General features: G+C 45.8%; 24 protein-coding genes. 8 read left to right on the forward strand and 16 right to left on the reverse strand.

What is annotated here, in order from left to right:
- Window positions 1–59: 59 nt before the first annotated feature.
- Entirely contained in the window at window positions 60–998 is a 939-nt protein-coding gene (locus tag FC82_RS07150) for a phosphoglycerate dehydrogenase (protein ID WP_056996608.1), read from the forward strand.
- A 353-nt stretch (window positions 999–1,351) separates the two neighbouring features.
- On the opposite strand, the gene pdxT is transcribed toward FC82_RS07150, so the two are convergent.
- Window positions 1,352–1,927, reverse strand: a complete 576-nt coding sequence (gene pdxT, locus FC82_RS07155; RefSeq protein ID WP_275453046.1) for a pyridoxal 5'-phosphate synthase glutaminase subunit PdxT — start codon at window positions 1,925–1,927, stop codon at window positions 1,352–1,354.
- A gap of 6 nt (window positions 1,928–1,933) precedes the next feature.
- The gene (pdxS, locus tag FC82_RS07160) at window positions 1,934–2,821 is read right to left on the reverse strand and encodes a pyridoxal 5'-phosphate synthase lyase subunit PdxS (protein WP_056996609.1); all 888 of its coding nucleotides are present in this window, start codon (window positions 2,819–2,821) and stop codon (window positions 1,934–1,936) included.
- 20 nt (window positions 2,822–2,841) lie between these two features.
- On the opposite strand from pdxS, the gene FC82_RS07165 reads away from it, so the two are divergent.
- A complete protein-coding gene (locus tag FC82_RS07165) occupies window positions 2,842–4,383 on the forward strand; it encodes an aminotransferase-like domain-containing protein (protein ID WP_235809192.1) in 1,542 nt (513 codons plus the stop codon).
- 5 nt (window positions 4,384–4,388) lie between these two features.
- On the opposite strand, the gene FC82_RS07170 is transcribed toward FC82_RS07165, so the two are convergent.
- From FC82_RS07170 to FC82_RS07180, 3 genes are all read right to left on the reverse strand, one after another.
- Complete coding sequence (locus tag FC82_RS07170; RefSeq protein WP_056996610.1) at window positions 4,389–5,069, reverse strand: hypothetical protein; 681 nt, start codon at window positions 5,067–5,069, stop codon at window positions 4,389–4,391.
- Window positions 5,070–5,351: 282 nt separating this feature from the next.
- A complete protein-coding gene (locus tag FC82_RS07175) occupies window positions 5,352–6,989 on the reverse strand; it encodes a BCCT family transporter (protein ID WP_082620253.1) in 1,638 nt (545 codons plus the stop codon).
- Between the two features lie 475 nt (window positions 6,990–7,464).
- The gene (locus FC82_RS07180; protein WP_056996611.1) at window positions 7,465–8,025 is read right to left on the reverse strand and encodes a sugar O-acetyltransferase; all 561 of its coding nucleotides are present in this window, start codon (window positions 8,023–8,025) and stop codon (window positions 7,465–7,467) included.
- Window positions 8,026–8,155: 130 nt separating this feature from the next.
- Between FC82_RS07180 and FC82_RS07185 the strand changes: the two genes are divergently transcribed.
- A complete protein-coding gene (locus tag FC82_RS07185) occupies window positions 8,156–8,719 on the forward strand; it encodes a DUF2179 domain-containing protein (RefSeq protein ID WP_056996612.1) in 564 nt (187 codons plus the stop codon).
- A gap of 115 nt (window positions 8,720–8,834) precedes the next feature.
- On the opposite strand, the gene FC82_RS07190 is transcribed toward FC82_RS07185, so the two are convergent.
- Entirely contained in the window at window positions 8,835–9,758 is a 924-nt protein-coding gene (locus FC82_RS07190; protein WP_056996613.1) for a ribonuclease H family protein, read from the reverse strand.
- A 178-nt stretch (window positions 9,759–9,936) separates the two neighbouring features.
- Here FC82_RS07190 and FC82_RS07195 point away from each other — a divergent pair, with 178 nt between their 5' ends.
- Window positions 9,937–10,395 (forward strand): hypothetical protein, encoded by a 459-nt coding sequence (locus FC82_RS07195; RefSeq protein ID WP_056996614.1) that lies wholly within the window; start codon window positions 9,937–9,939, stop codon window positions 10,393–10,395.
- Window positions 10,396–10,731: 336 nt separating this feature from the next.
- On the forward strand, window positions 10,732–11,493 hold the full coding sequence (gene pnuC / locus FC82_RS07200; protein ID WP_054759346.1) for a nicotinamide riboside transporter PnuC: 762 nt from the start codon (window positions 10,732–10,734) through the stop codon (window positions 11,491–11,493).
- A gap of 135 nt (window positions 11,494–11,628) precedes the next feature.
- Here pnuC and codA read toward each other — a convergent pair whose 3' ends face one another.
- Window positions 11,629–12,867 carry a cytosine deaminase gene (codA, locus tag FC82_RS07205; protein WP_056996615.1) on the reverse strand — a complete coding sequence of 413 codons (1,239 nt, stop codon included), beginning with the start codon at window positions 12,865–12,867 and terminating at the stop codon, window positions 11,629–11,631.
- Between the two features lie 122 nt (window positions 12,868–12,989).
- On the opposite strand from codA, the gene FC82_RS07210 reads away from it, so the two are divergent.
- Together FC82_RS07210 and FC82_RS07215 are read left to right on the forward strand one after the other, a co-directional pair.
- Window positions 12,990–14,336, forward strand: a complete 1,347-nt coding sequence (locus FC82_RS07210; protein ID WP_082620249.1) for a TrkH family potassium uptake protein — start codon at window positions 12,990–12,992, stop codon at window positions 14,334–14,336.
- Window positions 14,329–15,006: a potassium channel family protein gene (locus tag FC82_RS07215; RefSeq protein WP_056996616.1), complete on the forward strand. Its 678-nt coding sequence runs from the start codon at window positions 14,329–14,331 to the stop codon at window positions 15,004–15,006. The genes FC82_RS07210 and FC82_RS07215 overlap by 8 nt, the downstream gene beginning before the upstream one ends.
- A 221-nt stretch (window positions 15,007–15,227) precedes the next feature.
- Here FC82_RS07215 and abc-f read toward each other — a convergent pair whose 3' ends face one another.
- From abc-f to FC82_RS07235, 5 genes are all read right to left on the reverse strand, one after another.
- On the reverse strand, window positions 15,228–16,754 hold the full coding sequence (gene abc-f, locus FC82_RS07220) for a ribosomal protection-like ABC-F family protein (protein ID WP_056996617.1): 1,527 nt from the start codon (window positions 16,752–16,754) through the stop codon (window positions 15,228–15,230).
- A 335-nt stretch (window positions 16,755–17,089) separates the two neighbouring features.
- Window positions 17,090–17,470: a DMT family transporter gene (locus tag FC82_RS07225; RefSeq protein WP_056996618.1), complete on the reverse strand. Its 381-nt coding sequence runs from the start codon at window positions 17,468–17,470 to the stop codon at window positions 17,090–17,092.
- Between the two features lie 10 nt (window positions 17,471–17,480).
- On the reverse strand, window positions 17,481–17,798 hold the full coding sequence (locus FC82_RS07230; protein WP_054759335.1) for a DMT family transporter: 318 nt from the start codon (window positions 17,796–17,798) through the stop codon (window positions 17,481–17,483).
- A 117-nt stretch (window positions 17,799–17,915) separates the two neighbouring features.
- Window positions 17,916–18,092, reverse strand: a complete 177-nt coding sequence (locus FC82_RS16730) for a hypothetical protein (protein WP_156405136.1) — start codon at window positions 18,090–18,092, stop codon at window positions 17,916–17,918.
- Between the two features lie 2 nt (window positions 18,093–18,094).
- A complete protein-coding gene (locus FC82_RS07235; RefSeq protein ID WP_054759333.1) occupies window positions 18,095–18,781 on the reverse strand; it encodes an NAD(P)H-dependent oxidoreductase in 687 nt (228 codons plus the stop codon).
- 700 nt (window positions 18,782–19,481) lie between these two features.
- Between FC82_RS07235 and FC82_RS07245 the strand changes: the two genes are divergently transcribed.
- Entirely contained in the window at window positions 19,482–20,120 is a 639-nt protein-coding gene (locus FC82_RS07245; protein ID WP_235809193.1) for a matrixin family metalloprotease, read from the forward strand.
- 230 nt (window positions 20,121–20,350) lie between these two features.
- Here FC82_RS07245 and FC82_RS07250 read toward each other — a convergent pair whose 3' ends face one another.
- The 4 genes from FC82_RS07250 to FC82_RS07265 form a co-directional block, all read right to left on the reverse strand.
- Window positions 20,351–20,551, reverse strand: coding sequence for a cold-shock protein (locus FC82_RS07250; RefSeq protein ID WP_054708128.1), 201 nt, complete (start codon window positions 20,549–20,551; stop codon window positions 20,351–20,353).
- A 923-nt stretch (window positions 20,552–21,474) separates the two neighbouring features.
- Window positions 21,475–21,795 (reverse strand): hypothetical protein, encoded by a 321-nt coding sequence (locus tag FC82_RS07255; RefSeq protein ID WP_054759331.1) that lies wholly within the window; start codon window positions 21,793–21,795, stop codon window positions 21,475–21,477.
- A gap of 108 nt (window positions 21,796–21,903) precedes the next feature.
- Window positions 21,904–22,359, reverse strand: coding sequence for a DUF4811 domain-containing protein (locus tag FC82_RS07260; RefSeq protein ID WP_161939776.1), 456 nt, complete (start codon window positions 22,357–22,359; stop codon window positions 21,904–21,906).
- Between the two features lie 53 nt (window positions 22,360–22,412).
- Window positions 22,413–23,891 carry an MDR family MFS transporter gene (locus FC82_RS07265; protein ID WP_056996621.1) on the reverse strand — a complete coding sequence of 493 codons (1,479 nt, stop codon included), beginning with the start codon at window positions 23,889–23,891 and terminating at the stop codon, window positions 22,413–22,415.
- Window positions 23,892–23,927: the final 36 nt, after the last annotated feature.

Below are 23,927 nucleotides of genomic sequence, written 5' to 3' on the forward strand. Positions count from 1 at the left end.
CTAATAAAGGTCGGTTGTTATTTTTGACACTGATCTACAGAAAGGAACAAGTCCCTCAAATGAAACCAAAAGTCATTATGCCAAAAATGGCAGATACGCTCTCGAACAACTATTTAAAGGAAAAGGGTTACGATGTCATCACCGTGCCCGATGTGACTGAGCAAGCCTTACTGGATCACCCCGACGTCGCTGCAGCGATCCTTTTTGTGTCGCCAATTCCAAACACCATTTACGATAAATTACCGAACCTAAAAGTGTTTGCTCGCTATGGTGTCGGCTACGACAGTGTGGATGCTAATTATGCGGCTAGTAAAGGTGTTTGGGTCACTAACACCCCCGGTGCAAACGCAGTGAGTGTGGCCGAATCTGCGGTCTCTGACTTATTATTACTAGCGAAGCGCAGTCCGTGGATCTCACAAAAAATGCGCGAAGGTGACCTTAAAGGTGCCGTTCACTTGATGGGCCGAGATGTCGCCGGCGCTACTATCGGGATTGTCGGTTACGGCAATATTGGACAGAGTGTTGCCAAGATTCTCTCCGGCTTTAATGTCAATGTATTAATTTATAACCGAACGCCACGCGAATCAAAATATGGTAAGTTCGTCGATTGGGACACGTTATTTAAAGAATCCGACTACGTGACGATTCATTTAGCTGCCACCCCCGAAACCGAAAACAGTATAACTGCTAAGGAATTCGCAATGATGAAATCGAGTGCATCGATCATCAACCTGGCTCGGGGGCCGATTATTAACGAAAACGATTTGATTTCGGCCCTTAAAACCGGCCAAATCGAAAGTGCTGCTCTCGATGTTTTCGACAAAGAGCCCTTGCCTGCAACTAGTCCGCTGTTTGATTTAGACAACGTCTTCTTAACACCACACACAGCTGCACAGACGCTCGAAGCACACAACCGCATGGCGGTCGGGGCTTCCAAAATGATTGATCAAGTGCTGACTGGTAACACACCGGATTGGCCGGTTAACCAGCCAAAATAGGAAAGAAAGAGCGTGACACAAGGCACTTCAGTTGCCTGGCAGAACGTATTCCCTCTTCATGACCTGAAAAAACTTATAATAATCAACTGTTGCCCAATCACGGGCTGGCAAAGCCGAAACAAAAACGGTTTTACGCTCAATATGGAATCCTTCTGTAAATTCAAATTCGGAATGTTCAGACTAAAAAACTGGTATTGGTGACCACACCAATATCAGTTTTTTCGACCTTACGCCATTACACAAGACCGCGATGTCCTCACATGTTACGATTCGATTGCCACAAGATAATCGAAAATAAGTGTCGAACCAAAAAACCGATCAGTTATCCTGATCGGTTTCTTAAATGTGTCATTTTACGCCGTTTTGGTCGTTGCCTTCACGAATTCATCAATAAAGTACTGATGGAATCGCTTATCACCTGTCAACTCTGGGTGAAAAGCAGTGGTCAAAACGTTTTTCTCGGTGGCAGCAACAATCCGGCCATCATCTAACGTAATCAGCGCTTCTGCTGGGGCACTGACCGACTTTAAATACGGTGCCCGGATAAAGACCCCATGGAACGGGGTCTCCCAGCCAGTGACCTGTAAATCACTCTCAAAGCTTTCTCGTTGCCGACCGAAGCCGTTGCGTTCAACATCGGCGTGAATGCCGGCCAAGCTTTCCGGTTGGGCAAGCAGAACCATCCCGGCACACGTCCCAAACGTGGGTAACCCTTGGGCCACCAAATCACGTAACGGTTCAAGCATGCTTTCACGCACTAATAATTTTCGAATCGCCGTGCTTTCACCGCCCGGTACAACGATGCCATCCAGCCCGTTCAGGTCTTCTGGCGTCTTGACCCGGCGCGTCTTAGCACCACAGTCCGCCAGCATCCGTTCGTGTTCACTCACAGCACCTTGTAGGCCTAAAACACCAATCAACATACGCAAGCCTCCCTATTCAACGCCACGAGTTGCCATCTTTTGGTCATCGGTCAATGTTGATAGCTCGATGCCCTTCATTGGATTCCCCAAATTCTTTGAAACCTCAGCAATTAAGCTGTAATCAGTTGGGTGAGCCGTTGCAGTAACAATTGCCTTGGCAAACTTGGCCGGGTTTTCAGACTTAAAAATTTCTGATCCAACGAAGATGCCATCAGCCCCTAAATTCATCATTAAGGCGGCATCAGCAGGTGTTGAAACACCTCCGGCAGCGAAGTTCACAACGGGCAATTTGCCTAAGTCATGGACCTGCTTGACCAGTTCATAAGGCGCTCTCAAATCACGAGCAATCGCCATCAAATGTTCCGGCTTAGCAGAGGTGACCTGACGAATCTGTTCATTGACCTTCTGCATGTGACGCACCGCTTCAATGATGTTTCCAGTTCCGGGTTCCCCCTTTGTTCGTAGCATCGATGAGCCCTCACCGACACGACGCAAGGCTTCGCCTAAATCACGGCAGCCGCAGACAAATGGAATCTTGAAGTCGTTTTTGTCAATGTGGTAATTGTTATCAGCCGGCGTCAGGACTTCGCTTTCGTCTATGTAGTCCACACCAATAGCTTCAAGAATTCGGGCTTCAGCAATGTGCCCGATCCGGCACTTTGCCATAACGGGAATGGTCACAGCATTCATAATAGATTCAACCATGGCTGGGTCGGACATCCGAGCGACCCCACCAGCGGCACGAATGTCAGATGGGACACGTTCCAATGCCATAACGGCAACGGCGCCGGCGTCCTCAGCCACCTTTGCCTGTTCTACATTCGCAACGTCCATAATGACGCCGCCCTTTTGCATTTCTGCCATGCCTCGTTTAACAAGTGTTGTTCCAGTTTCTACCATAACCAAATAACTTCCTCTCATTGAAAATTGAACTCATCTTATGGTATTCTAATGAAAATGCCTACCACCAATTGGCAGGCAATTATCCCAACCAATTATTGAAAGCGGGTCAGAACATGCAGTGGGACTTACCGACGGGCACTCAGCCGCCCTATCAAAAAATCATTCAATTAATTAACACAGCTTTGCAGGCTGGCACTCTTTTGCCAGGTCAACAGTTACCGCCAGAACGACAATTGGCCAAACAATTAAACGTGAATCGGTCTACAGTGCAGCATGCGTTTAACGAACTGGTCAGCCGCGGCATCCTGGAACGCCGGGTCGGCAGCGGCACCTGGGTCAATTCCGGTAAGTGGGGCGTGCTCTCACAAAAAGTGGACTGGCAAAGTTACCTGACCGCTAACCGCCTGAGCGACCCAGACAACTACATGGTCCGGTTACGACAATTAGATGGCCAACCCCAAGTCATTAATCTTGCGCATTCTAGTATTGGTGCCGATTTAGCGCTGCCGGTTGAAATGACCGCCCTTTCCGGAAACCAATTAGTTGCGCAGGAACGTCATGTGAATATCAGCGGCGCCGATGAACTGAAAGAACAATTGATTCGACATTTGACCGGCTATTTGGCACAATCTGTGACCCCGGATCAATTACTGATTACTTCCGGTGCGCAACAGGCCTTTTATTTAATTGCTCAGGGTCTGCTGCAATTCGGGGATGCGATTGCGATTGAAAAACCATCTTATTTTTATCAACTCTCCCTCTTTCAGGCAGCCGGCATTCGCGTGCTCGGAATTCCCCTAGGCACTGACGGTAGTCTGGATCTGGATGAGTTGCAACACCTTTACTACCGCCACCATTTACGCTTTCTTTTCGTGAACCCTACTGGTCAAAATCCAACAGGTCAAACGATGCCGCTAAAGGCAAGACGTGCGCTGATTGCCAAATGCCAGGAACTGAAACTTCCAATCGTGGAAGATGATCCGCTAGGCATGAACCTCGCACTGACGGGATCCTCAATTAAAACGCTCAAATCGTTAGACCCCGACAACGTGCTCTATATCGGTTCCCTGTCCTCGCTCATTGGGGCCAATGCCCGGATAGGATGGCTAATTGCACCACCGCAACTGGTTGATCGGTTAGCTAATATTCGCCAGGAAATGGAATCTGGAATTAGTATCTTCCCTCAATTGGTCGCCTCTCAATTTTTAAAGGCGCCTAACCTAAGTCATCAGCTTAAACACCAAAACGCCCAATTGGCGTCCCGGTTTCAAAACCTTAGGCAGGCGCTGGCACCGTTTGAATCAACTGGCCGCCTCACGTATCACCGACCTGCAAATGGCAATAACCTCTGGGTAACGTTACTAATGCCAAACACCCTGCTGCCCTCCGACTACACCACTTTTTTGACCAATGATTTACTGGTTCGACCTGGTTTTCTGTTCGGAGTAAATCAAAATCAGCTGCGGCTAAGCTTCACCAATTTCACCGATGATCTGGTGACGGCACTCACACAGAAATGGGCACGGGTCATGGACCAACTGCTGACGACTGAACGGTGACCCGGTTAATCGACAATTGTCAGTTGCAGTGTAAAACAGTCGGCGTTTTTCCGTTTGATGATTACCTTTTTAACGTGTTTAGTGCGTAACTGATTGATGTTTTCTTCAACGGATAAGGTGCCGTAACCCGGCAGCTTAACCTGATGTGCTTCAGTCACAATACGTTGCGCCTGCACATCAAGGATAATACTGCTCATTTTGCGACCATGGCTCATGTCCGGCAATGCGCCCTGGTGGTGCCAGGCAATGTGGTGCGGATTATCATGGTTGGCGTTGTTTTGGAAATCTCTTTTTTCCCGATCGGTCATCCGGCTAGCAAGACGTAATTTTTCACGAAAAACGCCAAAATCTGCCACCCACTTGATCATCAAGGCTTTTGCAGCCTGTAGCGGTAGTACTGCCGTGGCAACAGGCCAAGCATCAAGTTGCCAAGTTTCATCAATATACTTGGCGAGAATGGTGTCAGCAACCATTATCCGCCCCCGTTCATGAAAGGCCGGATATGAGCGGGACAAATGTTTGCGGCCATAGGTTTTTTCTAAATAATAATTCGCAAAATTGACCAAATGATTTTCAATTTCTAAACTTGCTTGAAAACTTTCAATTTGAACCTGAGTCGCTTTTAAATGCAGGGTAACATAGCTTTCACCAGTGTTTACCGGTTCAGTCTTTGATGGAAGTGTCATTTGTGTGATCCTTTCGTGATGACAGTCAGTAAGAAATTTAAGGCATAATAATGCCCAACACTTTACATCTACGTTACTGCCCAGGGAAAAGTTTTATAGACACTAAAAAAGAAGCCGCGAAATCGAATTGATTTCCCTTGGCTTCTTTTTGCACCATGATACCTATTTTAATCGTACCTGTTTCCACCTAAACTTTGCCTTGTCAGCCAAAGTCGCGGCGTGCGTATCAAAGGTGTTCCTGTGGCGAAGTAATGGAACCACAGGCAGATACTCAAAAAAAAATTAATCGTTTGCGAGATTTCTTGGGGACAAGATCAACTTCCCGCGGATAGCCGATTTGCGTTCCACCGTTGCCGGCAGCTCGTCGAGACTCATATCGGTTTCGCTTGGGCTGAAGACCAGTTCGGAATCGCGCCGCACTAACCTGTAGATCGATATCAGTACGATGACGACGACCCCAATCAGTGGGAAGCCGGCGATCACAGAAATCGTTTGAATGACGTTGAACCCGCCCACTAAGACTAGTGAGAAGGCGAAGATCATGAAGACCACCACCCAAGTCATTCGGTTAAAACGACTCGGTTCGCGATTGTTCAACGGCGTGCTGGTAAACGATGACAGAATGTAAGCTGACCCAGAAATGGTCGTAGCTAGGAAGATAAAACATGAGGCGCAGTAAAGCAGCGTCATGATCTGTTTCATCGGTAACGTCCCGATCACGGTCGCAATCGTTGCCGCTTGCCCCTGCGTGTTCAAAATGTGGACCAGGTTAATGACCCCATTTTGTTGCAGCCAAAGCGCGTAACCACCCATGACAGCGTAGAACAACGCACAGCCAGTAAACCCATAGAGCAGCATGCCAAACAGCAGTTGCCGAATGGTGCGTCCACGGGAGATTTTAGCAATGAAGAGCCCCATGACGGGCATGTAAGACAACCACCAGCCCCAGTAAAAAATGGTATCTTGCTGGGTAACACTTGGTGTTGTATTTGTTGCGATCGGAATAAACTTCTGGACAAAAACGCCCAGACTCTTTGCTTGGTTAACAATAATGTAGCGGGTAGGTCCCACTGCTAAAATTAAGACCAGAAAACCAATGGCTAACCAGATATGTGCTTGGCTCAGACGGTCGATTCCGCCATTCAGGCCCTTAAAGACCGTCATAGCAAACAGCACAAACAAAATGGCAAACAGACCAAGTTCAAGGGGCAAACCATACTTCACCCCGGTTGCACTTGAAAATGCTTTGGCCGTAATGGGGACTTCCATCCCAATTGAAGAGCCAACGCCGCCGATGATCCCAACGACAACTAAAAAGTTGACGAGACCAGACAGAAACTTTTTAAGCGGTGCTTTGCCATCTAACATAGCAATCCCATCACTCAACTTTTGAACGGGCTGACCCTTACGATACATCAGGTAACCGATCAAAATAGCGGCTGGCGCAAACATCATCCACGCCATTGGTCCCCAGTTGAACTGTCCGTATGCAACCGCGGCCGTGTAGGCACCCTTAGAATAAGCGTGCAACGGTGCTGCCGGGTGTTGAATAAATGTTAGCGGGTCAGTGATCGACAGCATCATGATACTGGCGTCGATTGCGGTGGCAAAGACCATCGCGCCCCACTTAAACCCGCTATACATTGGTTTGTCATTTGGTTTTCCAATTTTAATCTTGCCGTAATGGCTAAATGCCAATCCAATTAAGAAGACGAAGTTGACGATATAAATACCAAGGTACAGCCATCCCAACTTCAGGTTAATCCAGTTCAGAAGACCACTCAACGGTGCTTGCAGACCTTTTCCGCCCACCATTAACACCAACGTAGCCATCAGAAACAAACCAACAGTTGGAACAAAGACCCACTTGTTGATTAACTTGCTTCTTAAAATAATAATCCTCCTCTTATGATATCTCATGCCGGATTTTTTCAGTTGCTTTTCAAAAAAATCAGCGTATTTTTGATTAGATTGCAAATTGTACACAAAAACGCTGCTGAGACTAGTCATAGACCACCTGCAACAGCGTTTTCTGCAACAAATTGCCGTTTCCAAAGAAACCCAATCAAATTTACACAACTCATTATACACGTTTAAAATAATAAGTAAAATTGAGTGCAACAATAAGCGAATTCATATAAAAAAGTAAGTGTGTCACATTCGATGATTTTTCAGCAAAGGCAAAGGACATACCAATCAATTGATTCTTGGGAGTCAAAGACCATCGAATCGGTTGATACCCTTATCGTTAAACGCCTTCATGAGTGTGTCAGCAAATCTGACAAGAATTAGCAATAGTCAGCCATACTATTCACTATTACTTATCAAAAAAGATTTAAACCGCGCAAAAAAGCCCCTAATTTGGACAATAGCCAAATAGGGACTTTATTAAATCTTAGGACTTAGTTGGAATCGTTTTAATGACGCGTGCCGGATTACCAGCAATCACAACGTTATCGCCGAAGGCCTTCGTCACGACCGAGCCAGCACCAACCACAACGTTATCGCCGAGGGTCACGCCGGGTAAAATGGTGACTCGGCCACCCAGCCAAGCACTGTTGCCAATTGTGATCGGTTTGCCCAGTTCGACGTCAGCGTTGCGTTCAGTCGGATCCAAGGGATGCACTGGTGTATACAACCCAATGTTTGGCCCAAAGTAGCAGTGTGACCCGATCGTAATTGGGCAAGTATCCAAAAATGTCATATCGTAGTTGCCATAAAAGTGATCCCCAATATGAATGTTGAACCCATAATCAAATTTAAAGTTATTTTCAACAAAGAAATCGTCACCGGTATCCGCCAATAAGGCCTTAAAACGGTTATTACGGTTGTTGTTGTCCGTGATATGGTTAATTTCTTCAACCTGCTGGCGGATGTAAACACGCCGGTCGATCAATTCTTTATCAAACTGCTGGTAAGGCTCACCCGCAGTCATTTTTTCGCGTTCAGTAGTCATGTCAGAAAATCCTCCTTGTCCCTATTATAGCACATTAAAATCATGAAAAACGCGAGGTAAATGCTTCCAATTTAGGACTGAACTCACTAAAATGAACGTGTTTATTTTTAAAGAATAGAGGCGGTATTTAATGAAACTTGCAGCAACTATTTTTATTCTGAACGCTTGCTACATCACACTTAACACGTTTCGAACCATGCTGGTCGTGCGCCGACAGAAACTTTGGGCACCCTTGTTAGCCGTACTTGAAGAGTTCGTGTACGTCATTGCGCTAGCCATTGCTCTGAAAAATATTGATTCACCCTTAAACGTCATTGCATACACCGTTGGCTTTGGTCTCGGGATCTACCTGGGCATTATCATCGAAGACCACGTTGCGTTGGGCTACGTGAACTTTCAGGTCACAGTGAATATCAATAACGATGATAAAAACTATGAGCAGAATAAACAATTGCCAGAAAAAATTCGCGACCACGGTTATGGTGTCACTGAAACTTGGGGTTACGGCCGCAACGGCACGCGATTGATCATGAATATCCTAGCTCCGCGCAAAGCCGATCGTCGATTAATGACGCTGGTCAACGAGCTTGCACCGGATGCATTCATTATGGTGAATGAGCCTACGCATATGTCAGGCGGCTTCTGGAGTAAAGAAGTCGACCAGCGCTTTAGAAAAGCGACACACCGCGATTAGCCCCTCCTGAAACGGCAGATAACTGTCTGAAATTCGCTGACACAAAACAATAAAAGGCCGCTGATAGAATCTCTCATTCCAGAAATTCTGTCGGCGGTCTTTACGTCTTGATTCATTACAGATCTTTAAACATGTCAAGTTGCCCCAAAGCCTTCTCAATATCTGATACAGATTTTTTAACATCATTTGACAGCGGCTTCTCAGTTTGCGGTTTTGAAGCGGCCTTTTGGGAGGTCGACTTGCGCGTCGGCACCACGGGTTTGGCCGGTGCAATGGGTTTTTGGCCCTTAACGACGGACTCATGCGACGGCTTTAATGCGTGCCCAGCCTTCATTTCATCCATCGACTCATTGAGCAGGTCATCCACAAAAAGATTGCCATCATTCGTGGCGTGTCCCTTAGTCCAGGCATATGAAAGGTTGCTGAACCGGTTAAGCAGGCCATCCAGTTCCTGCCACAACTCTGCGTTGGCGAGATCACCTGCTGAACGTTTCCAACCGCGCCGTTTCCAACCGCGCCGTTTCCAACCAGATATCCAGTGTTTTGTTATGGCGTTCAACACGTATTGCGAGTCCAAAACCATGTGGATATCGGCGTCCGTCTTGTTTAATTCTTGAAGCTTAGCCAGAGCACGAATTAGTGCCATTATTTCCATCCGGTTGTTAGTGGCTCCCCACTCCCCAGCGGAATCAGCAACGATTCTCCCATCGGGCAGTTCCAAACGATACGCCCAAGCAGCCTTATCAGTGTCCTTCACGTGACCGCCAGTAACGTTGCCAGTGTTACGGGAACCGCCATCCGTGTAGCCGACAATTTGATTAGAAACGGCATGAACGGGCGTGTTAGTGCGGGTATGGCGGCCCTGTTTTGGTTGCCCCACCGTCGGATCAATGCCGTCCATAAAGGTTTCAGCATCACTGCGTTGTTTAAAACTTTTGTATACCGCGCCGGAAAACCCATCGACCTGTTGTTTCGCGTCATCCCAAGTGGTATAGATGCCAGGATGCCGCCCTTTTTTAATCGCGTAATATTTGCTCAAGACTATCGCTCCATTAATTTTGATATTTTTCTGCTTAAGATGTTGATAAACTGGGGACTTATCAATTTTCATTTACCTTATAATATGCTAAAGTTAAAACTAAGAGTATGAAAATCAATAGTCGAATGGTCCATGATACTAAATCATTTTCGGCTGCCGTCCCTAAGGAGGATCATTGATGTCTGCAATCCGCGCCCATCTTATTAACATCAAACAAGCCCGTTCTATGCTAAAGGAACAACATAATCAGGCAAACGAAATCTTTCCGGAATTAACATTGACCGGTCAATTTATTTTACCTGATTATCGACTAACACGGAAACGAGAAGCTTTTAAAATTCGCAAGCATACATTCTTAAAGAAGCATTATAAATCCTATGTTGCCTTTGATTCTGAAAATGGTCAAACGTTATGGATGCATAATTTCTCCAGCTTAAGTCAAGCGCTCTTTTGGCTCGATACCGGGTTAAAACCTGGCGATTCTGACACATCCGTTTCGTTCAAAGACTGGCAGGATAAGAACGCCGACGACATTGTTGCCTTTAAGGATCAGCTCCGCGAAATGCACCACGCTAATAAAGAAGCAGCCGCAGCAAAGAAAGCTGCTGCCAAGAAAAACGCTGCTAAAAAAGCTTAACGATTTTATTCTACAAGAAATCCCGCTAAATTCAACTCGGATTTAGTGGGATTTTTTTGTGTCCGATGGCGCGACATTCTCGGCAAATTGAACCGACTTTTACCACACAAAAATGAGCAAATTGACGGTTTATCCCTTTGATATCGGCAATCATTTTCATTACACAAGCGTTACTATTTTAATTTTCAGAAAATTAAGGCTTTCCAAACACACATTCGATGTTATAATGAATCTTGTCGCGAAATATCATCTACAACATGTTGTGGTTAAATAGCATTTATTATCACTTAAGTGCCATATATAGTATATATTCTGATTATTGGAAGGTGTTCCAAAATGCACAACTATTTTCAATTTCTTTCTCATCAGCTGAAAGGCTGGCCGCAACAAAACTACTATTTATTCTTTTTTAGTCTTGGTTGCCAAGTGATGACCTTAGTCAATTCACCAATTACTGGACTGACGGTACTCACCTTCGTCGGAACCACCCTTGGCGTGCTCTGCGTCTTAGCTATTAACGCCGCCAAATCAGTTAATGGTTGGTTAGGGATTCTCTCTGCAATATGTTTCATTCTAACCGGTTTCGCCGCCAAGAATTATCTGAGCATGGCAGAACAGCTCGCCTATGTGATCACATTGGATGTTCCTGTTTTAATCAGTGCTGACTGGAACGTCAACATGGCGGCAAAGATTCGTAAGTTCACTGCCAGAACATGGGTTATCGCCGTTTTATCAACACTTGTCGTTTATGGTGTATCCGGCTATCTCATTGGCACACTGACTAACGATCCGCGGCCTTGGGTCGACGCCATTAGTTTTTCAATCAGTTTAACGGCTGGGGTGATCTGCTTTATGCGTTACAACAACCAATACATTTGGTGGGTCGCTTCGGGCCTCGCACAGATGGTACTCTGGTTCATTTCATTCAAACAAGGATCGGCAACGTTAGCAATGTTCATCAATAGCGCAGTCTACCTCGCTAATGATGTGCTCGCATTCACTGTATCGCCTTGGTTTAACAAACACGAACGGTCACGAGTTGTGCGTCAGGAAGAACAATACGCACAAAAGATGGGCCTTGGTCAAGATCAAATCTAACTAGTTAAAAAGGTATCACACAAAAGTAAAGAGACTGGGCAACAAGCTGGCGCCATCAGCAGGCTTGTTTGCAACAGTCTCTTTTTCTGTTTATTGATGTTATTAAGCATTCCCCATCGATGTGTTTTTCGAACGTTAGTTAAAATGGGTCGTCACTTTGATTGGTTGCGTTTCAACGATCACTTTACCGTGATGAATCGAATACAGCACCTCCGCCCGCTCGTTCAGTGCATCATAGAAGTTGCTTCGATTCATCAAGATACAATTTGCTTCCTTACCTTCTTCAATGCCATAGTGGTCGAGAACGTGCATGGCCTTGGCGCCGTTTAACGTCACATAATGATAAGCATTCATGATCTGATCGTAGCCCATGGTCTGAGCAACATGCAGTCCTAAATGCAAAGGATCGAGCATGTTGCCGTCACCCATTGGATACCATGGATCCTTGATATCGTCTTCGCCAAAAGCAATGTTGATCCCGTCTTCGTCCAGTTCCTTGACCCGGGTCATACCCCGGCGCTTAGGATAGGTGTCAAACCGGCCGCCTAAGAACGTATTGACAAGCGGGTTGGCAATCATGTTGATTTGCGACATTTTCAGCAGACGGAACAGTTTGTACGCATAGGCGTCGTTGTACGACCCTAAAGCCGTCGTATGGCTCGCCGTGACCATGTCGTGCATGCCCGTTTCATACGCCAAGGTTGCCAGCGTCTCCAACCCCCGTGAGGCAGGATCATCGATTTCATCACAGTGAACGTCGATCAACCGATTATATTTTTCGGCTAAGTCGCTAACAAAGTGCAGCGATTCAACGCTGTATTCGCGGTTAAATTCAAAATGAGGAATTCCGCCAATCGCGTCAACGCCCATCTCAGCGGCTTTCGTCATCAAGTCCTTACCATGGGGGAAGGACAGGATCCCCTCTTGTGGAAAGGCAACCAGCTGCAGTTCGATAAAGTCTTTCACCTCGTCACGCACTTCAAGCAGCGCCTTTAAAGCAGTCAGACTTGGATCGGTAACGTCCACATGGGACCGGACAAACTGTGTGCCGTGACTGGCTTGCTTCTTCAGGGTCGCAATCGAGCGTTCCTTAACGTCTTGAATGGATAATTTTTGTTTGCGCGCAGACCAAATACGAATACCGTCAAACAATGTTCCGCTTTGATTCCATTCTGGATCGCCCGCAGTCAGTGTTGAATCCAAATGAACATGGGGGTCAACGAAAGGTGGCAGTAAGAGCTTCCCCTTACCGTCGATCACCTGTTCATTCTCCCCTGGTGTTAAGTGCGTCGCAATGGCGGCAAACTTGCCGTCTTCGATCCGGACATCCTTCAACGTTGTTGCGTTTTCAATTGACACCTGCTGAATTAACATCTTAATTTCAACCTCCAACTTATTCTCAGTTAATTATACCACTGGCACACTTGTTTCTAGGACATTGTTTGAAGGGCTTTCATCCATACGATATACTAAAGACATTAGTAGAAAGCGAGGTCATGATCGTGTTCAAGATCCGCAATTTCCACCTATCGTTACCAAAGGTGCTGACGTTAGGGTTTATCGCCATTATTTTATTCGGTACCGTTCTCTTAAGGTTGCCGGTAGCCACTAATACCGGTCACGCGACGTCTTTTATGACCGCCTTTTTCACGGCTACTAGCGCCACGTGTGTTACCGGGCTGACGTTGGTCAATACTGCTTTACACTGGTCCATCTTTGGTCAGGTCGTCATCATGTTTCTCATGGAGATCGGCGGTCTGGGATTCATGACGTTTACCGTGATGCTGTTTTTATTCATCCGCCGACGCATGCGTTTATCCACCCAGCTCCTAGCCCAAGAATCCTTAAACCTTGATAACTTGTCGCAACTTAGCGTGATCAGATTGATCATTCTGCTGTCATTTATCATTCAATTTATTGGTGGTGGGCTGCTCTTTATTGATTTTTATCCCCGCTTCGGACTTGTCAAAGGGCTATGGTTCAGCTTATTTCACGCAGTCTCCGCCTTTTGTAACGCCGGCTTTGACCTCTTTGGCAACAGTCTGGAATCGTTCACAAATGACCCCTATGTCCTGGGTATCATGAGTCTGTTGATTATCGCAGGGTCGTTCGGATTTCTTGTGTGGCAGGATCTGCTGCTGTATCACAAACGACACCACCTCTCCCTGCATACCAAGTTAGCACTAGGCACCGGAGGCATGCTAATGATCTTATCGTTGATAATTTACCTGCTGACTGAAGACAATCTTGCCCAATTAAAACCGCTGTCTGCGAGTGACCGTTTCATGAACACCATCTTCATGGCAATTACCCCAAGAACGGCCGGTCTCGTAACCTTCTCATACAATAATCTGTCCATTGCCGGCATTGCGTTTACCATGTTTCTCATGTTCGTCGGTGGAACCCCAGGGTCAACTGCTGGTGGGGTCAAAACAACGACGATTGGCCTCCTAACGATTCAAAGTATCGCCACGTTGCGGGGGCACCGTGACGCCACCTTTGGTCACCGGCGCTTTACTCAGGAAAATATGTTTCGCGCGCTGACGCTCATCTTTGTTGCGCTCATTATTCTGGCTGGTGCCACGCTCGTACTATGCGCTACCCAGAACCTTCCAAAAACGGACGGATTGGAATCCGTCACCTTTGAGGTTTTAGCGGCCTTTGGGACCACTGGTATCTCACTTGGTCTGACGCCGCATCTCAACGTGTTAGGCAAACTCATCATCATGGCGCTCATGTTTATTGGCCGGGTGGGTATCTACACCGTCATGTTCTCGATTTTAAACGCTGACCGGCAACAGAAAAACTACCGATACCCAGAGGAGAGTGTCTTAATTGGTTAAAACAACAAAACGTGAAAATTACGCCGTCATTGGTCTTGGCCAGTTTGGCCGGTCGATTTGTCAATCTTTAGTCGAAGCCAACCAAGAAGTCATGGCTATCGACATCGACGAGGATGCGGTCAACGAATTTACCAACATCGTGACCCGAGCCGTCATCGCTGACTGTCAGGATGAAGATGCTCTAAAAGACTTATCTATTGGCAGTTTCGACCACGTTTTTGTGGCCATTGGCTCAAACATTCAGGCCAGTATCATGGCAACTTTATTGTCTAAAGAATTGGGTGCAAAGGACGTTATCTGTAAGGCTGAAAATGACAGCCACGCCAGAGTGTTGGAAAAAATCGGTGCCGATCAAATCGTTCAACCAGAGCGCGATATGGCACGCCGGATCGTGTTTCATAAACTCCAGCCAAACATTGTGAATTACTTGATTCTCAACGAAAAAGTCACGCTGGCGGAAGTCAAAGTCGATAACCCAACTTTCGTGGGAAAAACTCTCGCCGAATTGGCCTTAAGAAATAAATACCACGTCAACGTGATTGCCATCGCAAGAGAAGGCAAGGTAAATACGTCCCCCCTCGCATCAGACGAAATCGAGTTAAACGATTTAATCTCAGTGGTGGGCAATACTGCAGATGTGGAAAAGTTTAATGGGGATGCAAATCCATAGAGTGTGGAAGAAGGCGGTTAGAGGGCGGAGCGTAAGGCACTTCGGCCCCAAAAGGCCGGGTTTGCCTTTTGGGGCCGAAGTGCCTTACGCAGGAGCCCTCTGCCTTCTGGAACACGTTTCGACGCCAAATTAGCAAAACGACCCAACAAAGCAACCACAAAACGAAAAGAACCAAACTGCCGCAATCACACAACAGCCTGGTTCTTTTACTTCAGTGCGCGTTATTTCAAAGCCCGCAACCGCCGCGATACTTCCTGAAATTCATGTTCCAGGGCCGTATCATTCGGTGTCATCGCTAATTGATTGATCAATTCGGTTTGTTTTAGTGCCAGTTGCAATTTCTCTGCTTCATTAGGTTTTGGTGCCATTTTTTGCAGACCCAGTTTGTTAACCAGGTGTTGATTAACAATTTTGTACTGCTCAGAAGTCACCTGACGCACGAACCACCTATCATGCGAGACAATAATAAGCGTCCCACCATAGTCTTTCAGCATGTCGCTGAGGGCCGTAATCGCACCGATATCCAGATAATTCGTCGGCTCATCTAAGATCAAACCGTTGACGTCGCTCAGCATCATTTTTGCAAGTGAAACTTTAACGCGTTCCCCGCCGCTTAAAACGTTCACGGGTTTCCCCCAAGACGCAGCCGCGAACCCTAAGCGTGCCAGAATAAGTCGCACCGTTTCAGCATCCTGAATACTAGTGGCGGCGACATTATCAATGACTGAGTCAGCACCGACAAGATCAGCTAAATCCTGTTGAAAATAACCGATTTTAGCCAATGGTGACCACTTCACCGAGTTATCGTTCCGGTTAATTAATGCAGTCAGCAAACTTGTTTTTCCTGCCATGTTCGGCCCTGTAATAGCAATGTGGTCACCAGCTTTTATTTTCAAGGATACGTCTTGCAAAAGCTGTCGGTCACCTCGAGCCACTGACAAACCATTAACGGTCAACACCGTGTTGCCCTTTAACTTTTCGGCGTTTGGAATCGCCATTTGTATGGGTTTTTCTTGCTTAGGCCGAGCAACCTCATCCAGTTGATCCAGTCGCGAATGGGTGGCTTTTGCAACCTGATGCAATTTCTTACCCATTTTTTCGAAATAGGGTTTGCTACCGTGAATTTCTGATGTGCCGCGTTTGTTTTTGGGAACCACCGTAGCGTGATCGGCACGTTGCTGCTGTTTTTGAATCGTTTTTTTGAGCCGTTTTTTTTCGGCCGCAAACTGGTCATAACGAGCCTGTTGATGTGATTCTGCAGCGGTCTTCTTGGCAAGATAATCCGTGTAATTACCTAAGTAAACAGCTACTTGGGTCTCACGAAGTTCCCAAACTGTGGTGCACAGGTCATCCAAAAAATCACGATCGTGTGAAATCGTAACAACAGCACCACAAAATCGCTTTAGCCGGTTTTCAAGCCACTGAATATTCGCCACATCCAGATTTGCTGTTGGTTCATCCAGCAGCAAAATATCCGGCCGCTTTGAAAAAGCTTCATTGAGGTATTGGCGAACCTGTTCACCACCGCTTAATTCTGCGGTCGGTTTCAATTGTGGCACCAGTAAAACCCGGGCAGCCGGTTGAATCACACGCTTCGTCACGAGTTGGTTAAACAGCGTTGTTTTCCCGACGCCGTTGCGACCAATCAACCCGATGCGCGCATGGCTGCCAATTGTTAGACGCGCTACGCTGTATAGCTTACGGGCACCATATTGTTTTTCAAGATGATTAATTTGGTAATCGGACATAAAAGTCACTCCTTAATGTTATTTTTCTGGAGTAAACGTTTAGTTGCGCATTAAAAAAGCCCCCTATTCGCAAATAGGCGGCAGACTGGTTCCGTTATCGGTCCCGGTGTGTTCTGCAACCCATTTGCAACCAGCTCAAACGTGCCCACTTGTCCCGTAGAACAGTGGCGTTTTGAACATTGGTCAATCAACAAGGTTACTTATTTCATTGCGGCACACACCAATTCCTCTCTCGATTAATTAGGTTTCACTATAACTGGTGCCGTTCTTTATGTCAATGTTATTTTTAGCGAACACACTTGAAGTTGGTCACAAGGTATCTGGTCTCGTGCCTGCTACCTTTGGTGAAATTCTTCTTGAATCTGCAACTCTTCATAGTCAATTTCTTCTTCATGCTCACCAGACCGATTCAAAACGAGCACGCCAATGACTAAAATAATTAAACCAGCTGTTTCACCAAGTGTAAGTACCTCATGAAACAACACCACACTCATAACGGCTGTTAAAATCGTCCCAATACCGCTCCACAAACCGTAAGCGACACTTAGCGGGACGACCCGAATAGCAAACGATAAGAAGTAGAGCATCATGACGTACATCGCAACGCTCGCTAACGACCACCATAAGCGGGTAAAGCCGGCCGAATATTTCAGCGTCATAGTTCCCAGAATTTCACTCACGATAGCCACACCTAGAGCCCCATAATATTTCAGCATCCCGCTCACCTCACAGTAGATTTAGCATGACGGTGCCCAGCATAATACAGGCAACGCCCAAGACCTTAGTCCGGTTGAACTGCTCTTTGAAGAAAACGACACCTAAAATCGTCGTGAACAGTGTCCCAACTGCGCCCCACAACGCAAACGCCACGCCGAGATTAAGCCAGCGTAATGACTTTGAAAATAAGAACAAGGTGATGGTGTAGCCTATGATGAGCAATATGGTCGGCTTCAGTCGATGAAATCCATCGGCCTCCTTCAGTAGAGAACTGCTGATAATTTCAAACACAATGGCACCCGCCAAAAATGCATAACCCAATCCCATATTGATCACCTCGAATTAAATTGTCTACTGTGATTGTAACCCTTTTCCTTCTCATTGGCGGTTAAAATCTATCGACATTGTTATTACAAGTTATTCAACAATTTGTTACGAAACCGTTCACCAATCGGAAGGGTTCCAGGTGCGCCCGTCAATTTCACCCTCCGCGGTATCGATTCGACGCTGCTGTTCTATCACCATCTTGATTGTGGCCAAGTATAGTGCGCGGTCTTTAAAATGAGTGCTCGTTTCACTTAACTTCTGAAGCTGGTCAATCAACCATTTTTGATCTGCCATTGCTAGTCCTCCCCCTCCTTGAGCATTGTGAGCGTATCTTGAAGGTCTTCCAAGGTCGCCTCATTTTGCTTGATCTGGTCGATAATTAACGCAAGTTTTTGCTGTTCTGGACCATGCTGATGAGTGTTGATTGCTGCTAATTTGGTGACTATCCAGTCAACTTCGCCGTCAAAATGTCCCAATGACGGTTGTGTTAAATACCGCTGGTAATCGACTAAGAGCTGCATCTTTTGCGTTTCGCTTTGATAACCAAATTGGTCAACGATAAACGACGGCAACCAAGTCATCTGCAATCGTTGCGCTAAGGCTTGATAAGGAACGGTCAATTGTGATAATGAAAATTGCTCTGGTGCCCCTGCAGCGTAGTGTGCAGCGGGCTGACCAAGTGAAATCACAAGTCCAAGTTGTTTGCCGATCAACGACCCACCAGTTGCTGGGTAGGCAAAGGCACGCGTTAAAACAGTGTCTTCCCAGTTTTTCAGACTGGCGGGGGCACTGTACCAATACAGCGGAAACTGGAAAATGATCCGGTCTGCTTGACGCAACAGACGCTGTTCGCCGGCCACATTTAATGGCCGGTTATCCAGTGCGTGCCACTGAACCTTGGAATCAATTGAAGCCGCTTGAAGAAACTGCTGCGTGCTCGACTCGTCAAGATTGGGGTGCGCCACGATAATGAGTGTTTTCATAGATTAGACGCCTTTCTATATTAGATTTAGGGCTAAGTAGGACCACTACTGTAATTTTAGTCGTTCAATACCCGCCCTCGCAACTCAACCACATCGATCGTTTAAAAACAGACTAACTATCGCCATTTTTGAAATACACAGGCGTTCAAAAAAATGACTTTACCTTGGCATTAAAAGAGGGCGTTTTCCCCCTATCAACATTTATAAATGGTTCAAAAAAGGCAAGTTACGTACTATACCCATAAGTACGTTAAATGTTACTACATAAGCGATATAGCTAAATTATTATTAACGGAAAAAACAACAGAAAAAATTTTGGTACACCAAATATATTTTATAACCATAACTACTGTTATCCGCTTAATCGTACATACAAAAAGCTTTCAATACGGTATAACAATTGCGAAAATTGTTGCCATATTTACACGTGCCTAAAATTTTTAAAATGGCGACATTTTCAGAACAATTGTTGTTGATTTATGCATCAGACAATGCTAATCTGTGGTTGTTGTTGGATAACTTTGACGGTACAGTGTCTTAGAGCCCAACAATTTGCGAAGTTTGGTTGTGTGTCAGCCACCTCTTCACGAGTGAAATGAATCCGCAAAATGATGCAACAAATTATATAAATTTACTTTGGAACGTAAGTCGTGCACTGACTTATCAGACGGGGCAAAACAAATTTTCGAAGGAGTTTGTGATGCAACGTAGATATCGTAGCGCCCTCATATTCATTATTACAATATTAACAGTCTGTGTGACAGGTTTCGCTGCGCCCCAGAGGTCACAACAAACCGTTCACGCCAAAGCAACATCGTTTATGCACATGTCGTACCGTTTCTCTGCTGGTACTAGCGCAACCACCCGTGGCTGCTATCGCTGGCAAGGGACCACGATCACGTACAAAATCACTGATAGTTCCGCTTATTATCAGCAAGTTTGGAACAGTGCCGTTAAGCACTGGAATAACGCTAATGTGGTGAACCTAGTCGCCGCAAAATCTGGTGAGAAGCCAGATATGACATTAGCCACTGCCACGACCAAAAAGGCGCGATCGGTTTCTGGGGATGCGGTCGGCCTGACGTATTCTTCCTATCATAGCAGCCAAAAAATCGACAATCTCAATGTGCTTGTCAGTACCACATCCTATATTTACAAGAATGTGGCCACTCAGATGAAGTATTCGCAACTGCAACGCGAGCACGTTGCTGAACACGAACTAGGGCATGCTTTAGGACTAGAACACGCGACGTCAAAGAACAGTGTGATGTATTACGCTAATAAGAACAAGTCCATCACAACATCAGATATTCGGGGTCTGAACGCGATGTACAATTAGCAAGCAACAGTAGATAAAACGCACCAGCTAGGGCATCAACTATGGGGTTACATATGTATTAAAATAAAAGCGCTGTGGTCGGATACCAACAGCGCTTTTATTTTGTAAAAAAACAATTGCATGCCTGTTTTCAGGATACCCAGTCCTAACGCGACCTGCGTTTTGTCTTTTTTTCAGTCAAAAAAAAACACCAACCAAATGGTTGGTGTTTTCCTGTACTTAATTAAAAATTAAGCAACAGTGACGTTAGCAGCTTGTGGGCCGCGGTCGCCTTCTTCAACGTCTAAGGTTACGTGTTGGCCTTCTTCAAGAGTCTTGAAGCCGTCAGCTTGGATAGCTGAGAAGTGAACGAAAACGTCTGAGCCGTTTTCCAAAGTGATAAAACCGTAACCCTTGTCAGCGTTGAACCATTTAACAGTACCTTGTTCCATTAGAATGAAACCTCCATGCGCTTTGCGCAAATTATATTTTGCATTTGAAACTTTTGAATAAGGAGCCATTCTAGTAAGAACGTTGTACCTTAATCCGAAGCATAAATACATTATCTAAAGGTTAACAGTTAATCGCCGAAAAGGCAAGAAATAAAGTTCGAAATTCAAAACAATTTAAAAGAATGTTTAGTATATTTTGGTTATTAAAAGATAAGTGAATTGTTCTTAATCAGCCTGAAAGACACGCTACGCTTACGAAAGCGGGACTACTGAAAATCTGGATCAAGCCCTATTTTCAGCCAAATGAAAATTATTTCAAATAAAACTTGCGACTATGTAGAATAACTGTCTGAATTCAGTCAAATGGGGCATCTATTCCCAAATTAAGACTTTCTTCGGATCCTTTTATCACTTACACGTAAAACCACCGCAATGAGTCAGTGCAATATCTACGTCTCAACATTTGAAGAGTACCTGCTAATCTTAACCAAGAAGAAACTGCAACAAACGACCATAACATCTCTAAACAGCAGTAAAATGATGGTTTCAGCACGTTCAGTTTATCTTGACTAAACGTGTACCACTTGTCTGCCCTTGATCCCATTTGTCTCCTGCGATTAGCCAAGCCACTGTTCCTCATCAGTCGGTCGACGTCATCAACAGAAGACAGTTTCACCAAAAGTCTGCAAAAAAGCGGCCTATTTCACCAAATCCAAACCGGGATTTAATAAAACAGGCCGCTTCTGCTCGAAACTTGAAACCAATTCGCTCCACTCTCCATCTTAGGATTAGCAGGTCGTTAAATTCAAATAACTGTGCCTGATATACATCCTAGTCTCGGGAAGCAGTGCCCGGCTCAGTATGGCAGTTAGTGTCAGATCCAAATCAGAGATTTTTCATTAACTGTCCTCACGTTCTGGTCTCTAACCACGAACTAGCACTTCGATCTGATCCTTTTGAGGTGCTAAATTAAGCCCCAGAACCGGTTCTTTTAATATCTTTGCGTATTCGTCCAGAACATCGTCAGGCAACGGTGTGTGAATGTTGAGCGCACTCAAGACCTCATTTGCCGAGTCGACGTCATCAATATCCACAAACAAGCGCATATTGCTTAACGCATCTCGAAGAAGGTCCGTTAGCAGACCGTTGGGTTTCCCCGCCACATCGGTCACCACGATTTGGGGACTGCTGACCCCCTGGTGATTGACAGTGACCATCTTCAAGATATCAAATATATTACTCATTGCGCTTACCCTCCGTTTCGCCTGCACGCGTTTGCTGTTATTATACACGAAAACGCCTTAAATACTTATTCCTTTTTCTAAAAAAGATGTTTATGAAACAATTTCGAACTACTTTGCCGTAGTTGTAGTTGAGACCACCTGCCAGCTAGCCGGCAACTCGAAGGTCACATGCTCGCCAACATAGGTATGATCACTCACACCGCCCGCAAATAGTAACCGCATTTCTTCGTTTTTGTAGACCCAGTGAACTGTCGTGATGTGCATACTGGCTTTTGCCGCGTGACGGTTCAAAGCCACCGTTGTCGTTGAAGGAGTTGTTTTGTCAAGCTTCGTTTGCAACGGATTCGTACTGTATAGGTAAATCCGTTCCGATTTAGTCCCGACCGGTTTGTAAAGCAGGACATGCTTCCCCTTGACACTTGTGCTCAACGGATTGGTTATGGTCGTTTGTTCGCGTTCCATGCCCAGTTGCTGATTGTAATTTAAACACATGAGCAGGACGCTGCCTACCGTCACAACCAAGCCAACAATGATCCACAGCGGCCGCCATGCGTTGTGCTGCATAAAAATCATGCTGCAGGCAAATAAGATGGCGCCTGCGAATAACAGAAAGATAATCATTTAGCCACGCCCACTTTCTTTGGATCATGTTTCAACAAAAACGTCAGCAAGAAACCGATCAAGGCAAAGACTGTTGCAATTCCAAAAGCGTATCTAAAACCTAAAACATTGGCGTTAACTGCTAATTTTTTATAGAGGAACGGGGTAGCCTTGGCAACCGCATGTACCGGTGTATTATTCAGCGTCACGTTTGACATGGTCGACACCAGAATGGCCGTTCCCATGGACGCGAAGACCTGCCGTGCCGTATTATTAACAACTGTCCCGTCACCAATCAGGTTCAGCGGCAACGCGTTCATCCCAGTTGTCGTGATCGGCATCATCACCATTGAAATACCAAACATCCGTACGACATATAAGGCGACAATGTATGAAATCGGTGCTTGGGAAGTAATTGGAATGAAGGCCGCCGTTGAGATCGTCAGTAAAAACATGCCTGTAATGGCCATGTTGCGGGCACCCAAACGATCAAAGATTCGTCCCGTCAGCGGGTTCATACAACCAATAACAATTGCCCCGGGCAGCAACGTTAACCCGGAAGCTAATGGTGACTCACCCCGCAACGTTTGCAAGTACAATGGCAGCACAAGGGTGAATCCGTTCATCGACATGAAGGACACCGATACCAAAATGGCTGACAAAGAAAAATCTGAGCGTTTAAAGACCTTAAACTGTAGCAGCGGGTTTTGTATCGTCAGTGACCGCCAAATGAACAGCCCCACCACAATGACCCCAATAATCAGGGTCACATAAACAACGGGGTCCGTCCACTGGTATTGACCAACCGATGAAAAACTGAACAACATCGACCCAAAACCAATAACGGACAGTAAAACAGAGAACCAATCGACCAGGGCTTTCCGCGTTGGCAATACTTTCCGCAACGTAAAGCTTCCCATGATCAACACAATGATGGACACTGGCATGATGACCAAGAACAGCATCCGCCATGAATAGTGAATCAAAATCCAACCAGACAGTGTCGGCCCGATAGCTGGTGCTAAACCAACTACGATCCCAGCAGTGCCCATCGCAGCTCCCCGTTGCGATGGCGGAAAAATGGTCGTCATAATCGTTTGGTAAACGGGCGCAGTAATACCGACCCCAGATGCCATGACAAGCCGGCCAATTAAGATCGTCCAAAAATTCTGGGCAAAGTAACAGATGATCGTGCCCACCAGGAAGATGGCGATGGCTGACAAATAAAGTTTTCGCGTGTCAAACCGTTGCAGAAAGAACCCTGTGATCGGCATTACGATCCCCATAACCAACATGAACCCCGTCGTCAACCATTGAACAGTGTCGGCCGAGATATTAAACGCGCTCATCAGCGTTGGAAACGCCGTTGTGAGCATTGTTGATGTAATAAACGTACTAAACGTCCCAATTAACATAGTCAAAACAAGCAAAATCCGATTATACGGTTTGCCATTTTGATCAAGCGGTTGCTCATCCGCTTTTAAATTATTGAGCATTTGGTTCACTCCTTTAATTAATTGCAATTGCTAATA

The organism is Secundilactobacillus collinoides DSM 20515 = JCM 1123, from assembly GCF_001435975.1.
GTDB classification, from domain to species: domain Bacteria; phylum Bacillota; class Bacilli; order Lactobacillales; family Lactobacillaceae; genus Secundilactobacillus; species Secundilactobacillus collinoides.